Below are 14,975 nucleotides of genomic sequence, written 5' to 3' on the forward strand. Positions count from 1 at the left end.
ACACCGCGCCCATGACGTCCGCCGCCAAGCCGGCGCTCTCGTTCTGGCAGATCTGGAACATGTGCTTCGGCTTCCTCGGCATCCAGTTCGGCTTCGCCCTGCAGAATGCCAATGCCAGCCGCATATTCCAGACCCTCGGCGCGGAGATGGACGACATCCCGATGCTGTGGATCGCCGCGCCGCTGACCGGTCTGATCGTGCAGCCCATCGTCGGCTACCTGTCCGACCGCACCTGGACCGGGCTCGGCCGGCGCCGCCCGTACTTCCTGATCGGCGCGCTGTTGTCGACCCTGGCCCTGTTCGTGATGCCGAACTCGCCGGTGCTGTGGGTCGCCGCCGGCACCCTGTGGATCCTCGACGCCTCGATCAACATCTCGATGGAGCCGTTCCGCGCCTTCGTCGGCGACCAGCTGCCGGCCCGCCAGCGCGCCAGCGGCTACGCGATGCAGAGCTTCTTCATTGGCGTCGGCGCGGTCGTCGCCAGTCTGCTGCCCTATCTGCTCGAACACCTGGGCGTGGCCAACACCGCCGCGCCGGGCGAGGTGCCGGCGACGGTGCGCTACGCGTTCTACGCCGGCGGCGCGGTGCTGCTGGCCGCGGTCGGCTGGACCATCGTCAGCACCCGCGAGTACCCACCGGAACTCAACGCGCGCTGGGACGAGGCGCCGACGCTGGCGCGGCGGCCGCGCAACCAGGGGCTGCTGCGCGCGATCGGGATCGCCTGCCTGCTGCTGGGCGCCGGCGCGGTCTTCACGATCCTGCATTACGGCTTCGACAAGGCGCTGACCGTGCTGGGCGGGATGATCGCCGCCCTGGGCATCGCCATCCTGCTGCGCCAGCAGGTGGGCGGCGACAACGCGTTCGCGCGGATCGTCGACGACCTGTACGACATGCCCTGGACCATGGTGCAGTTGGCGGTCGTGCAGTTCTTCTCCTGGTTCGCGCTGTTCGCGATGTGGATCTACACCACCGGTGCGGTGACCGAAGTGCATTTCGGCAGCACCGACACCGGCTCGGCCGCCTACAACGCCGGCGCCAACTGGGTCGGGGTGCTGTTCGCCGCCTACAACGGTTTCGCCGCGCTGGCGGCGATCGTGATCCCGCTGATGGTGCGGGCCTGGGGGCTGCGGATCAGCCACCTGGTCAATGTCGGCCTCGGCGGGCTCGGGCTGCTGTCGTTCCTGTGGTTCCGCGACCCGCACTGGCTGCTGCTGTCGATGGTCGGGGTCGGCTTCGCCTGGGCCTCGATCCTGTCGCTGCCCTACGCGCTGCTTTCCGATAGCCTGCCTGCGGGCAAGATGGGCGTGTACATGGGCATCTTCAATTTCTTCATCGTGATCCCGCAGCTGGTCGCCGCCAGCCTGCTGGGCTTCCTGCTCAAGCAGTTCCTCGGCGGCGCACCGATCAACGCGCTGGCGGTCGGCGGGGTCAGCCTGCTGGTCGCCGGCCTGTGCGTGCTGTGGGTGCGCGAGCCGCGCATCGCCGGCGCCGCGACGGCCACGGAGGCGCTGCGATGAGGCGGCTGTCGGCACTGGCCGTCGCCGTCGCCCTGCTGGGAGGCTGCGCGCACGTCGAACCGGTCGCGCCCGCGGCGCCGGCGCCGACCCTGCGCACGCCCTACTACGGCACCCTGGAGCCGTTCGCCTCCGATGCGGTCTACTTCGTGATGACCGACCGATTCGTCAACGGCGACCGGTCCAACGACCACCGCGAGCAGGGCGGCCCGGACCCCGAGCGGCGCACCTTCGATCGCCCATTGCCTGACGCCAACGATGCCAACATCGGCTATCTGGGCGGCGACTTCCGCGGCCTGCTCGACAATGCCGGCTACATCGCCGACATGGGCTTCGGCGCGGTCTGGCTGACCCCGATCGTCGACAACCCCGACGAGGCCTTCACCGGTGGCGATCCGGTCGGCTCGGACGCGTTCTTCAAGGATCGAGGCAAGACCGGCTACCACGGCTACTGGGGGGTGAACTTCTTCCGCCTCGACGAGCACCTGCCCAGCCGCGACCTCGATTTCGCCGGCCTGACCGCGGGCCTGCAGGAACACGGACTGAAGACCGTGCTCGACATCGTCGGCAACCACGGCTCGCCGTCGTTCACGATGCCGGTCGACCAGCCCGGCTTCGGCGAGATATACGACGCCGACGGCCGCCTGGTCGCCGACCACCAGAACCTGGCGCCGGACCAGCTGGACCCGGCGCACAACCCGTTGCACCGCTTCTTCCACACCGAGCCCGACCTGGCCCAGCTGTCCAACAACGACGATACCAGTCCGCAGGTGCTGGACTACTTCTGCCGCGCCTACCGGCAGTGGATCGACCAGGGCGCGGCGGCGTTCCGCATCGACACCATCCGCCACATGCCGGGGGCGTTCTGGAAGGGGTTCAGCGACTGCATCCGCGCCGATCACCCGGGCTTCTTCATGTTCGGCGAGGCCTTCGACCATGATCCGGACAAGATCGCGCCGTTCACCTGGCCGCAGAACGGCGCGGTCAGCGTGCTCGACTTCCCGCTTAAGGAGCGTATCGACGAGGTGTTCGCACGGCGCCCGGACGGCGCGCCGGCGCCCGGCTACGAACGCATCGCCGAGCGCCTGTACCTGAGCGGCGGGCCGTACGCGAATCCGTACGAGCTGATGACCTTCTACGACAACCACGACATGCCGCGGATGGACGCCGGCGACAACGGTTTCATCGATGCGCACAATTTCCTGTTCACCGCGCGCGGCATCCCGGTGGTCTACCAGGGCTCGGAGGTGGGTTTCATGCGTGGCGCCGCCGAGCACGCCGGCAACCGCAACTACTTCGGCCAGGCCCGCATCGATGGCGCCGCCGGCCACCCGATCCACGATGCGCTGCGGCGGATCGCGCGGGTGCGCGAGGCGACTCCGGCGCTGCAGCGCGGGCTGCAGTTGAACCTGGAGATGGCCGGCGACCGCGCCGCGTTCTACCGGGTGCTGCAGGACGGCGACTTCGCCCAGATCGCCCTGGTGCTGCTGAACAAGGGCGATGCGCCGGCGGATTTCGAGATCGCCCGCTGGCTGCAGGCCGGCCGCTGGCAGGCGGCGATCGCGGGCGAGGCGCAGGAGGTTGGCGAGGGCGGGACTCTGAACACCCGGGTGCCGGCACACGGGGTCGAGGTCTGGGTGTTGAACGCCCCGATCCGTCGCGCCGACCTGCGCGCGGCGCTGGACACCGCAATGGCCGGCCGTCTCGGCGGCCCGGAGGCACCCGGGACCCGGTAGCCGCGGCGAGGTTCATGGGAAGGCCCTCGCGGCTTACGCCGCTCCTACGGGGTGTCTGGTCTAGGCCGGACCGGCGCCGCTGGAGCGGCGCACCACCAGCGAGGCGGGCAGGGTGATGCTCTCGACCGGCTCGCTGCGGATCTGCGCCAGCAGCGATTCGACCAGCAGGGCGCCGGCGCGTGAGGTGTCCTGGAACACCGTGGTCAGTGCGGGCTGGGCGAAGCGGGCCATCGGGATGTCGTCGAAGCCGGCGACCGCGATGTCCTCGGGGACCCGCCGTCCGGCCTCGGCCAGTGCGCGCATCGCGCCGATCGCGATCAGGTCGCTGGCGGCGAACACTGCGTCGAACGGCAGCGCACGCTCCAGCAGGGTGCGGGCGGCGTCGAAGCCGGCCTCCTCCGAGCTGACCGCATCCACCTGCAGGCCCTCTTCCATGGCCAGGCCGGCCTCGCGCAACGCGGCGTCGCAGCCGCGGTAGCGGTCGAAGAACTCCGGATAGTGGCTGGAGGCGTCGCCGAGGAAGGCGATCCGCTTGCGGCCCAGGCCGAGCAGGTGTTCGCCGATCAGGCGGCCGCCATGGTGGTTGTCGCAGCCGATCGAGATCCCCGGCTGGCCCGGCAGCACTGCGCCCCAGCGGACGAAGCGGGTGCCCTGCTCGACCAGGCTCTCGAGCTTGCCGCGGTAGGCGAGGTAGTCGCCGTAGCCGAGCAGGATCAGGCCGTCGGCCTTCATGCTGTCCTCGTAGTCGGCGTGCCAGTCGTCGGACAGTTGCTGGAACGAGACCAGCAGGTCGTGGCCGTGGCGGGCGCAGGCGCGGGTGATCGAGCCCAGCATCGACAGGAAGAACGGATTGATGTGCGAGTCGTCCGGGGTCGGGTCCTCGAACAGCAGCAGGGCGAGGGTGCCCGAGCGCTGGGTGCGCAGGCTGGAGGCGTGGCGGTCGACCTTGTAGTTGAGTTCGCGCACCGCCTCCTCGACCCGGCGCCGGGTCTCGGCGTTGACCAGCGGGCTGCCGCGCAGCACCCGCGACACCGTCGCCTGCGATACGCCGGCGCGATGTGCGATGTCGATGGATGTGGTCTTCGAGCGCCTGCCCACCGGGCCCTCCTCCCTGGGACGGAACCGCAACAGTGTAATGGCCCGGTCGCGAGGGGCCGGAACCGTGCGGCGATTGCACCATATTAGTGCAATTGGCAGGAAGGGATGCACCACATTGGTGCAATCGCGTGCGAACTCAGATCCGGAGTGTTTTTAAATCAATGGGTTGCGAGAGTCTGTGGGTTGGCACAGGGCTTGCTATCTATCTGGGTATCCCCTCCAACCGGAAAGGCCGTACCTCCATGTCGCTCGAGAACGTCGAAAAGCTCATCCGTGACCACAAGGTCGAATTCGTCGACCTGCGCTTCGCCGACATGCGCGGCGTGCAGCATCACGTCACCTATCCCAAGTCGATCGTCGATGCCGGCCTGTTCGAGGAAGGCAAGATGTTCGACGGCTCCTCGATCAACGGCTGGAAGGGCATCAACGAGTCCGACATGGTGCTGATGCCGGACGCCTCGACCGCGTTCCTGGACCCGTTCACCGCCGATCCGACCCTGGTGATGACCTGCGACGTGCTCGACCCGACCACGATGCAGGCCTACTCGCGCGACCCGCGCGGCGTCGCCAAGCGCGCCGAGGCCTACCTCAAGGCCAGCGGCATCGCCGAGCAGGCGTTCTTCGGCCCGGAGCCGGAGTTCTTCATCTTCGACTCGGTCCGCTACGGCAATGAGATGGGCCATACCTTCTTCCACATCGACTCCGAGGAAGCGCACTGGAACTCCGCGCGCGAGTACGAGGGCGGCAACAGCGGCTACCGTCCGGGCGTCAAGGGCGGCTACTTCCCGGTCGCGCCGGTCGACTCGCTGCACGACATCCGCGCCGAGATGTGCAAGACCCTGGAAGAGGTCGGCATCGAAGTCGAGGTCCACCACCACGAGGTCGCCAACGCCGGCCAGTGCGAGATCGGCACCAAGTTCAACTCGCTGGTCAAGAAGGCCGACGAGCTGCTGATGATGAAGTACATCATCAAGAACGTCGCCTTCCGCAACGGCAAGACCGCGACCTTCATGCCCAAGCCGATCGTCGGCGACAACGGCAGCGGCATGCACGTGCACCAGTCGCTGGCGAAGGACGGCAAGAACCTGTTCTCCGGCGACGGCTACGGCGGCCTGAGTCAGCTGGCGCTGTGGTACATCGGCGGCGTGTTCAAGCACGCGCGCGCGATCAACGCCTTCACCAATGCCGCCACCAACAGCTACAAGCGCCTGGTGCCGGGCTTCGAGGCGCCGGTGATGCTGGCCTACTCGGCCCGCAACCGTTCGGCCAGCTGCCGCATTCCGTTCGTGTCCAATCCGAAGGCGCGCCGCATCGAGTTCCGCTTCCCGGATCCGGTGCAGTCCGGCTACCTGACCTTCGCCGCGCTGATGATGGCCGGCCTGGACGGCATCAAGAACCAGATCGATCCGGGCGCGCCCAGCGACAAGGACCTGTACGACCTGCCGCCGGAGGAGGAGAAGAACATCCCGACCGTCTGCCACAGCCTCGACCAGGCGCTGGAGGCGCTCGACAAGGATCGCGACTTCCTCAAGGCCGGCGGCGTGTTCTCCGACGACTTCATCGACGGTTACATCGCGCTGAAGATGCAGGAGGTCACCAAGTTCCGCGCCGCGACCCACCCGTTGGAATACCAGCTGTACTACGCGAACTGATGCGCGCGAACTGATCGAAACGGCTGGCCGCGCAGGGTGCGCGGTCGGCCGGTGAAGGCGGCGGTGGACCGGACGCAGAGCCGGCCACCGTCTCCGGTCCCGGCGGAGCGGACGGCCGCCACCCCCACAACACAGGAGGGCATGAAAACGACGGGCAATGCCCGGCGCCGGGCGACTGCGGCCCGGAGAAACAGCGAACGGCACGCGGACGCCGACGCAAAACGAGCACGGACCAATGACCACGGGAGGGGCCACCGCTTATGAGGAGCCTGCGTCATGTCGTCTCAGCACACCGCATTCCATGCGCCCGGTGGGCGCATCCAGGGGATCAGGGAAACCGCACCGGCGCCGCTCGCGGCGCTGACCGCCATCGCGACGATGGCCACCATGCTGGCAATGGGGCAGGCACGGGCAGGGGAGCTGTCCGGATCGGTCAGCCTGACCAGCGACTATCTGTTCCGCGGCATCACCCAGACCGATGAAGAGCCCGCGCTGCAGGCCGGCGTCGAGTACGCCACCGACAGCGGCTTCTACGCCGGCGTCTGGGGCAGCAGCATCAGCTGGCTTTCGGACTCGGATCCGGACATCTCCAGCCAGCTCGAACTCGACGGCTACCTTGGCCTGCGCGGCGAGTTCGCCGACAGCGGCGTCAGCTGGGACGTCGGCGCGATCCACTACTGGTACCCGGGCGACTACCCGTCGGGCTTCAACAGCGCCGACACCACCGAGGTCTACGCCGGTCTCGGCTGGTCCGTGCTCAGCGCCAAGTACTCCTACGCGCTCACCGACCTGTTCGGCATTCCCGACTCCGACGGCAGCCACGCGCTCGACCTGGGCGCGAGCTGGGAGTTCGTGCCCTCGTGGACGCTCGACGCCGCGGTCGGCAAGCAGTGGGTCGAGAACCTCGACGGCGGCGACTACGCGTACTGGAAGCTCGGCGTCGGCAAGGCCTTCGACAACGGCATCGATGTCGCCGTCGCCTGGAACGACAACGACCTGATCGGTCCCGACGAGACCTTGACCGTGGCCATCACCAAGTCCTTCTGAATCCCACCCATTCGACTGCAAACCATGTCGCTACGGAGCACGTGAATGAAACTGATCACCGCCATCATCCGGCCATTCAAGCTCGACGAGGTGCGCGAAGCGCTCACCGAAGTCGGCGTGTCGGGCATCACCGTCACCGAGGTCAAGGGATTCGGCCGCCAGAAGGGGCATACCGAGCTGTATCGCGGCGCCGAGTACGTCGTCGACTTCCTGCCCAAGCTGAAGGTCGAGTGCGCCGTCCCCGACGCGATGCTCGAGGCCGCACTGGAAGCGGTCCAGGCCGGCGCACGCACCGGCAAGGTCGGCGACGGAAAGATCTTCGTCAGCCACCTGGAAGAAACCATCCGTATCCGCACCGGGGAGCTCGACGATGATGCGCTTTGACACGACCGCGACGACCGCGACGAACATGCAGGCCGGAACCCCGCGCGGTGGCGCGCTTCCGGCGTCCCGGTGGCGTGCGCTGCCGTTGATGGCGCTGCTGCTGGCCGGCGGCGCGCAGGCGCAGGATGGCCTGGCCCAGGCCGCCGACCTGGCCGGCAACGCCGCGGCGGCGGCGCCGGTCGTGGACAAGGGCGACGTCGCCTGGATCCTGACCTCGACCCTGCTGGTGCTGCTGATGACCGTGCCCGGGCTGGCGTTGTTCTATGGCGGCCTGGTGCGGGCCAAGAACGTGCTGTCGGTGCTGATGCAGGTGCTGGTGGTGTTCTCGGTGATCGTGCTGCTGTGGGCGGTGTACGGCTACTCGCTGGCGTTCGGCGGCGCCGGGCCGGTGATCGGCGGGTTCGACAAGCTGTTCCTGGCGGGGGTCACCCCGGACAGTCTGGCGGCGACCTTCACCGACGGTGTGTCGTTGCCCGAGTACGCCTTCATCGCGTTCCAGGCGACCTTCGCCGGCATCACCGCGGCGCTGATCGTCGGTGCCCTGGCCGAGCGCATCCTGTTCCGCGCGGTGCTGCTGTTCTCGGTGCTGTGGTTCACCTTCGCCTACCTGCCGATCGCGCACATGGTCTGGGGCGAGGGCGGCTACCTGCTGGGCAAGGGCGCGCTCGACTTCGCCGGCGGTACCGTCGTCCACATCAATGCCGGCGTCGCCGGTCTGGTCGGCGCCTGGCTGGTCGGCAAGCGCATCGGTTACGGCCGCGAGGCGCTCAAGCCGCACAGTCTGACCTTCTGCATGGTCGGCGCCTCGCTGTTGTGGGTCGGTTGGTTCGGCTTCAACGCCGGCTCCAACCTGGAGGCGACCTCGGGCGCGGCGCTCGCCTTCCTCAACACCCTGCTGGCACCGGCGGCGGCGGCGCTGGCCTGGAGCGCGGTCGAGGCGCTGCTGAAGGGCAAGCCGTCGATGCTGGGCGCGGCCTCGGGCGTGGTCGCCGGCCTGGTCGGGATCACCCCGGCCTGCGGCTCGGTCGGGCCGATGGGGGCGATCGCGATCGGGTTGGCCTGCGGCGCACTGTGCGTGTGGGGGGTGACCGGACTGAAGCGGCTGTTGAACGCCGACGACTCGCTCGACGTGTTCGGCGTGCACGGCCTGGGCGGGATCGTCGGCGCGTTGCTGACCGGCGTGTTCACCGCACCGTCGCTGGGCGGCACCGGTGGTGAGGACTTCTCGATCGCCTCGCAGTTGCTGGTGCAGGCCGAGGGCGTGCTGATCACCCTGGTCTGGTCGGGCATCGTCGCCGTGGCCGCGTTCGGGCTGGTCAAGCTGACGGTCGGACTGCGGGTGGCCGAGGAGGCCGAGCGCGAGGGCCTGGACATCAGCTCGCACGGCGAATCGGCCTACGAGGGTTGATATGGCAGCGGGCGCCGGGGCCCGGCTCCGGCGCCCGCGCATCGGCGATGGCGCGGCGCGCCCTGTAAAACTGAACAGTTTCGGGGTGGGCTTCACACGACTTCCACTTCCGGGCGGCGTAACGTGCTGCCAATCTCCCCCGATCGACCACCATCGCCATGGACCAGACCCTGCATGACGCCAATGGGCGTCGCGACCGCCGGCGCCGACACCGGCGATGGCGAATCATCGGCTGGATCTGTCTTTGGGCATTGTTCGCGATGACCGCGGTGATTGCCGGCAAGGTGTCCGCCGCCGAGCGCTCCGGTCCGGCCGGCAGCCTGCCTGCCGCGGCCCTGTCGCAGCAGGACTGACCCCGGCGGCGGCGCCGATCAGGGGGCCGAGGCCGCCGATTCCAGCAGCGTGGCGAAGCCGTCGGCAAAGCGACGGCCATCGCACAAGCCCGAGTCGAGCAGGCGCTGGCGCATCGAGCCGCGCATCCGGGCGCGGCGTGCACCGTCCTCGGCGAGTCCGGCGGCGATGCCGACATAGTCCCCGGCATCGCGTGCGACCAGACGCTCCGGCCCCTGCGCCAGCCCGGCCGCATCCAGCAGCGACAGTCCGGTGCGCGCGGCCATCCGCTCGCCCGGCAGGCTCACCACCGGCACGCCCTGCCACAGCGCCTGCAAGGTGGTGGTGCCGCCGTTGAAAGGCAGCGGGTCGAGGGCGATGTCGACGTCGGCGTACTGCGACAGGAACGCCTGCGGGTCGAGCACCGGCGGGCGCAGCTGCAGCCGGTCCGGATCGACGCCGGCGGCGGCGAAGCGGGCGCCGATCCGTTCGCGGGTCGGCGCATCGGCCAGGCCGAGCGCGCACAGCACCAGCCGCGAGCCGGGCACCGCGGCCAGCACCCGCGCCCACAGCGCCACCGTTCGTGGCGACAGCTTGGCCAGGTGGTTGAAGCTGCCGAACACCGGCGCGCCCGAGGAGGCGCGCGCGACCACGTCCGGCGCATCCTGGACCTGCGGCAGGCACAGCAGGCTGCCGGGAAGCCGCCACGCCTGGCGCGCGCTGGACGTGCCCTCGGGCAGGGTCGCGGCATCGCCGATCACGCCGTCGCTGCTGGCATAGCCGCTGTCGAACAGATAGCCCAGCCAGCCCAGCTGGCGCGGCACGCAGTGCGAGGCCAGCAGGCGCGGCCGGCTGCCGTGAGTGTGCCCGGCCAGGTCCAGCAGCACGTCGATGCCGTCCTCATGCAGTTGCCGCGCCACCGCCTCGTCGGGCTGGCCGCGCAGGTCGCGCCATTGCGGGCATAGCGCGCGCAGGCGCTGGGTGGTGGCATCGGGCTGACCGTCGCTGTAGCAGATCGGCGCAACGCGGTCGCGGTCCCAGCCGGCCAGCAGCGGCTCGACGAACATGCCGACCGGGTGCCGGCGCAGGTCCGGCGACAGCAGCGCGACCCGAAGCGGGCGTTGGCCGGGGCGCCAGCCGGTATCGCGCGGTGGCGGCAGGCGCAACGGCGGAATACGCGCGGCCAGCTCGCGATGGCGGGCGAGGATCGCGGCGGCGGGCGCGCCGTCAGCGGGCGCGGCCGGGGCGGATTCGTCCCGCGCGGGCTCGTCCAGGGCGGGCTCGTCCAAGTACAGCAGACTCTGGCAGGCGAACGTGATGGCCTGCAGCGAGGGGGCGTGATCCAGCGTATGCCGGGCATCGGCGGCGGCCGCGGCGGCCTCGCCGGCGAACTGCAGCACGTCGGCGCGGGCCAGTCGGGTACCCCAGTCGTGCGGGCGTCGGGCCAGGCAGGCATCGGCGACCGCGAGCGCTTCGCCCAGTTGCAGGCGATCGCGCAGTGCTTCGGTGAGCAGGGCCGCCGCCAGCGGTTCGCCCGGGTCCAGGGTCAGCGCATGCCGCGCGGCCGGAACCAGCGCATCGATGTCGCCGGCGATCTTGGCCGCGGCGGCGCGCAGCGCATGGATCTCGGCATCGTCCGGCAGCGCCGCCTGCGCCCGCTCCAGCGCGCTGGCCGCCAGCGCCGATTGTTGTTCGCGCAGGGCCAGGCGTGCCAGCAGCTTCAACGACTGGGGTTGCGCCGGCGTCGCGGTGAGCGCGCCGCGCAACAGCCCGATCGCGCCGGAGATGTCGCCCCGCCGCAGCAGCGCGTGGGCCTGACCAACGGTGTTTGCATCCATCGATTGAGTGTAGGGCCTGACGATGACTTCGAAAGCTGGCAGCGGGCACTTGCTCTACCATGCCAGCATGCCGTCCCCCGCCGCCATCGACAGCCCGTTCGACAGCCTGACCACACCGGTCGCGTGGTGCGACGGTTCGGGCGCGATCGTGGCCAGCAATGCGGCGATGTCGGGCTGGCTCGGGGTCGGCGTGCGGCGCCTGCAGGGCTGGCCGATGGCCGCGCTCGACGCCGGCGACGGTCGCCTGGCCGCGGCGTTGAGCCGCGACGGCGACGACGATGCGCCGTTGCGGGTGCGCCGCGCGCGGCTGCGATTCACCGACCACGACGAGTGTTTCGCCGATGTCTGGCTCAGCCGTACCGGCGACGGCGGTTGGCGGATGGAGGCGCATCCGGTCGACGAGTTTCCCGGCGACGACCCGGCCCTGCTGCTGCCGTCGGCGCTGTCGGCCTCGTTGAAGGGGCTGGCCCACGAACTGCGCAATCCGCTGGCCGGCCTCAAGGGCGCGGCGCAGTTGCTGTCGCGTCGCGTCGACGACGCCGAATCGCGCGAACTGGTGGGGCTGATCGAGGACGAGGTCGCACGCCTGACCGGCCTGCTCGATCAGCTGTTGAGCCCGGCGCCGTCGCGGCCGCCGTCGCCGCTCAACATCCACGCCGTGCTCGAACGGGTGCTGCGGCTGGCCGAGAGCGATGCCGGCTGGGCGGTGCGCCTGCTGCGCGACTACGACCCCAGCCTGCCGGAACTGATGGGCGACGCCGATCGTCTGGTGCAGGCGGTCTGGAACCTGGTCCGCAACGCGATCGAGGCCGGCGCCACCCACGTGACCCTGCGCACCCGCGCCGAGCACGGCGTGCGCATCGGCGAGACCCTGTACCCGGTCGCGCTGAGGCTGGAGATCGTCGATGACGGCCGCGGCATTCCCGACGAGCTGGCCGAGCGCCTGTTCCTGCCGCTGGTCTCCGGCCGTGCCGAGGGCAGCGGGCTGGGCCTGGCGTTGGCCCAGCAGGTCGCCCGCGAGCATCGCGGTTCGCTGGCCTACCGTTCGCGTCCCGGACACACGGTGTTCACCCTGCTGTTGCCGATGCCGGCAGCGCCCGAGGCCGACGCCGGGGCGCCGGCCGATGCGCCGGAGGCGACGCCATGAGCTCGCGCGTCTGGGTGGTCGACGACGATCGCAGCGTGCGCTTCGTGCTGGCGGCGGCGTTGCGCCAGGCCGGGCACGCGACCGAGGACTTCGCCAGCGCCGCCGAAGCGCTGCGGGCGCTGGAACTGCACGGACCGCCGGATCTGCTGTTCACCGACGTGCGCATGCCCGGCGACGACGGTCTGGTCCTGCTGGACAGGCTCAAGCAGGCGCATCCGGCGCTGCCGGTGATCGTGATGAGCGCCTACACCGACGTGGCCAGCACCGCCGGCGCGTTCCGTGGCGGCGCCCACGAATTTTTGTCCAAGCCGTTCGATCTGGACGAAGCGGTGGCGCTGGCGGCGCAGGCGCTGGGCACCGCCGCGGACGAGGACGCGGCCGAACAGGCGCCGGAGGCCGGGACCGGAACGGCCGGGACCGATGCCCTGATCGGCGACACCCCGGCCATGCGCACCCTGTTCCGCGCGATCGGGCGGCTGGCGCAGGCACCGCTGTCGGTGTTGATCACCGGCGAGACCGGCACCGGCAAGGAGCTGGTCGCCCGCGCCCTGCATCGCGAATCGCCGCGCGCGCAGCGGCCGTTCGTCGCGCTCAACACCGCGGCGATCCCGGCCGAGCTGCTGGAGAGCGAGCTGTTCGGCCACGAGGCCGGCGCCTTCACCGGTGCCGGCAAGCGCCATGTCGGCCGTTTCGAGCAGGCCAACGGCGGCACCCTGTTCCTCGACGAGATCGGCGACATGCCGCTGCCGCTGCAGACCCGGCTGTTGCGGGTGCTGGCCGAGGGCGAGTTCTTCCGGGTCGGCGGGCGCGAGCTGATCCGGGTCGACGTGCGGGTGATCGCGGCCACCCACCAGGCCCTGGATACCCTGGTCGCCGAGCGCCGCTTCCGCGCCGACCTGCTGCACCGGCTCGATGTCGTCCGCCTGCACCTGCCGCCGCTGCGCGAACGGCGCGAGGACGTGCCGCGCCTGGCCGAGCGCTTTCTCGCCGCTGCGGCGGTTCGCTTCCAGGCGCCGCCCAAGCGGCTGTCGCGGGCGGCGCTGGAGCGGCTGCTGGCGCACGACTGGCCCGGCAATGTGCGTGAACTGGAAAACCTGTGCTGGCGGCTGTCGGCGCTGGCGCCGGGCGAGTCGATCGGCGCCGCCGACGTCGACGCGGTGATCGCGCGCGAAGGCGCCGGGGCCGCAGTAGCGACCGCCGACGGCATGCCGGCCTGGGAAGCGGCCCTGGCCGCCTGGGTCCGCGAGGAGCTGGCCGCCGGTCGCAACGACATCCATGCCCGGGTGTTGCAGCGGATGGAACAGTTGCTGCTCGATGCCGCGCTGGAGCACACCGCCGGCCGCCAGGCCGAGGCCGCGGCGCGCCTGGGCCTGGGCCGCAACACCGTCGCGCGCAAGCTGCGCGCCAAGCGTTCGCGTGGCTGAGTGTCGCGGCAAACCCACCGCCGCGCCGGCTTCGCTTCACCGGTTCTGGACCGGCGCCGCCTTACTGTGCGGGGGCACGACATGGTGCCTCCGCTTCCCCCTCCGTCGGCCACCCAGGGCCGGCGCATGCCCCATCTCCCAGGGAGTTCGACCATGACCGTATCGATGATGACCGCCCCGTCCGTGCCGCAGCCGATCAGGCTCTGCCTGGGCATCGCCGTGCTGGCCGCGCTGGCGGCCTGCTCCACGCCGGCGCCGCGGCCGGCGCCCGCCCCCGAGCCGCCGCCGGCCCCGGTATCGACCGCGCAGGCGGGCGAGGTGATCCTGGCCTCGGCCTCGGCCAGCCTGGTCAGCGGCAAGCTCAATGTCCGCCCCGGCGAGGGCGGCGTGTTCCTGGCCGGCGAGATCGGCGGCCTGACCCCCGGCAGCCTGCACGCGATCCATATCCACGAGAAGGGCGATTGCAGTGCGGTCGACGCGTCCAGCGCCGGTGGCCACTTCAATCCTTCCGCCAACCCGCATGGCCGGGTCGGGCATGGCCCCCACCATGGCGGCGACATGGACAACATCCAGGCCAATGGCGAGGGCGTGGCCCAGGTCAACGTGCATGCGCTGGGCGTGACCCTCGGCGGCGGCGCGGTCAACGACGTCGCCGGCCGCGCGGTAATCGTCCATGCCGCGGCCGACGACTACGCCAGCCAGCCCTCCGGCAACGCCGGCAAGCGGGTGGCCTGCGGGATCATCAAGGTCACCCGCTGAGGGCGCCGATGTCGAGCCTGCGCATCCGCGATGCTCACGCCGCCGATGCCCCGCTGCTGGCGCAGTGGGCGCAGGCGATGGCGTGGGAGACCGAGCACAAGCGGCTGGACCCGGAGACGGTGCTGGCCGGCGTCCATGCCGGCATCGTCGATCCGGCCAGGGCCCGCTATCTGATCGCGATGCGCGATGCGCCGCTGGCCGGCGACGAGCTGGTCTCGGTGCCGGTCGGCACCCTGATGCTGACCAGGGAATGGAGCGACTGGCGAAACGGTGAGTGGTGGTGGATCCAGAGCGTCTACGTCGCCGAGGCCCATCGACGCCAGGGCGTGTTCGCCGCGCTCTACCGCCACGTCGAGGCACGCGCCCGTGCGACCGCCGGGGTGATCGGCCTGCGCCTGTATGTCGAGCGCGACAACGGCAATGCCCAGCGCAGCTACCGCGCGCTGGGCATGGACGATGCCGGCTATCGGGTGTTCGAGGCCGGGTTCGAGCCCCCGGCGACGGGCCAGGGAGCCTCTGACTGATTCAGAGGTTCCGCGCGCAAGGGAGTGCACGCGCGGATCAAGCACGCAAGGGCTTGACCTTGCGACGTCCGAACACGTCCAGGATGGGTTTGTTCGGACCTTCCCTGGCGGCGG

The 14,975-nt window shown here is 70.4% G+C and carries 13 protein-coding genes; 11 read left to right on the forward strand and 2 right to left on the reverse strand.

The genetic code is table 11. The features are described 5' to 3' along the window. The first annotated feature begins 11 nt into the window (after positions 1-11). Together C9I47_RS00955 and C9I47_RS00960 are read left to right on the forward strand one after the other, a co-directional pair. Complete coding sequence (locus tag C9I47_RS00955) at positions 12-1,517, forward strand: MFS transporter (protein WP_111265071.1); 1,506 nt, start codon at positions 12-14, stop codon at positions 1,515-1,517. Continuing rightward, a complete protein-coding gene (locus C9I47_RS00960) occupies positions 1,514-3,250 on the forward strand; it encodes an alpha-amylase family glycosyl hydrolase (RefSeq protein WP_111265072.1) in 1,737 nt (578 codons plus the stop codon). Before C9I47_RS00955 ends, C9I47_RS00960 begins: the two co-directional genes overlap by 4 nt. 60 nt (positions 3,251-3,310) lie before the next feature. Here the strand turns inward: C9I47_RS00960 and C9I47_RS00965 are convergent, their stop codons facing one another. Then, positions 3,311-4,348, reverse strand: a complete 1,038-nt coding sequence (locus C9I47_RS00965; protein ID WP_111265073.1) for a LacI family DNA-binding transcriptional regulator — start codon at positions 4,346-4,348, stop codon at positions 3,311-3,313. A 242-nt stretch (positions 4,349-4,590) separates the two neighbouring features. On the opposite strand from C9I47_RS00965, the gene glnA reads away from it, so the two are divergent. The 5 genes from glnA (at position 4,591) to C9I47_RS00990 (ending at position 9,192) form a co-directional block, all read left to right on the forward strand. Continuing rightward, positions 4,591-6,000, forward strand: a complete 1,410-nt coding sequence (gene glnA, locus C9I47_RS00970; protein ID WP_111265074.1) for a type I glutamate--ammonia ligase — start codon at positions 4,591-4,593, stop codon at positions 5,998-6,000. Positions 6,001-6,276: 276 nt separating this feature from the next. Continuing rightward, a complete protein-coding gene (locus C9I47_RS00975; RefSeq protein ID WP_111265075.1) occupies positions 6,277-7,047 on the forward strand; it encodes a TorF family putative porin in 771 nt (256 codons plus the stop codon). Between the two features lie 45 nt (positions 7,048-7,092). After that, positions 7,093-7,431, forward strand: a complete 339-nt coding sequence (locus C9I47_RS00980) for a P-II family nitrogen regulator (protein WP_111265076.1) — start codon at positions 7,093-7,095, stop codon at positions 7,429-7,431. Between the two features lie 25 nt (positions 7,432-7,456). Next, positions 7,457-8,839 carry an ammonium transporter gene (locus tag C9I47_RS00985; RefSeq protein WP_111267882.1) on the forward strand — a complete coding sequence of 461 codons (1,383 nt, stop codon included), beginning with the start codon at positions 7,457-7,459 and terminating at the stop codon, positions 8,837-8,839. A 158-nt stretch (positions 8,840-8,997) separates the two neighbouring features. Continuing rightward, the gene (locus C9I47_RS00990; RefSeq protein ID WP_111265077.1) at positions 8,998-9,192 is read left to right on the forward strand and encodes a hypothetical protein; all 195 of its coding nucleotides are present in this window, start codon (positions 8,998-9,000) and stop codon (positions 9,190-9,192) included. Between the two features lie 18 nt (positions 9,193-9,210). Here the strand turns inward: C9I47_RS00990 and C9I47_RS00995 are convergent, their stop codons facing one another. Next, entirely contained in the window at positions 9,211-11,007 is a 1,797-nt protein-coding gene (locus tag C9I47_RS00995) for an O-linked N-acetylglucosamine transferase, SPINDLY family protein (protein ID WP_111265078.1), read from the reverse strand. A 67-nt stretch (positions 11,008-11,074) separates the two neighbouring features. Here C9I47_RS00995 and C9I47_RS01000 point away from each other — a divergent pair, with 67 nt between their 5' ends. From C9I47_RS01000 to C9I47_RS01015, 4 genes are all read left to right on the forward strand, one after another. After that, positions 11,075-12,154, forward strand: a complete 1,080-nt coding sequence (locus C9I47_RS01000) for a two-component system sensor histidine kinase NtrB (protein ID WP_111267883.1) — start codon at positions 11,075-11,077, stop codon at positions 12,152-12,154. Next, entirely contained in the window at positions 12,151-13,578 is a 1,428-nt protein-coding gene (gene ntrC / locus C9I47_RS01005; RefSeq protein WP_111265079.1) for a nitrogen regulation protein NR(I), read from the forward strand. Before C9I47_RS01000 ends, ntrC begins: the two co-directional genes overlap by 4 nt. Before the next feature lie 195 nt (positions 13,579-13,773). Then, a complete protein-coding gene (locus C9I47_RS01010) occupies positions 13,774-14,337 on the forward strand; it encodes a superoxide dismutase family protein (protein ID WP_407067533.1) in 564 nt (187 codons plus the stop codon). Positions 14,338-14,345: 8 nt separating this feature from the next. Next, positions 14,346-14,861, forward strand: a complete 516-nt coding sequence (locus tag C9I47_RS01015) for a GNAT family N-acetyltransferase (RefSeq protein WP_111265080.1) — start codon at positions 14,346-14,348, stop codon at positions 14,859-14,861. The last annotated feature ends 114 nt before the right edge of the window (positions 14,862-14,975 follow it).

Origin of the sequence: Marilutibacter maris, from assembly GCF_003233695.1 — a bacterium.
Taxonomy (GTDB): domain Bacteria; phylum Pseudomonadota; class Gammaproteobacteria; order Xanthomonadales; family Xanthomonadaceae; genus Marilutibacter; species Marilutibacter maris.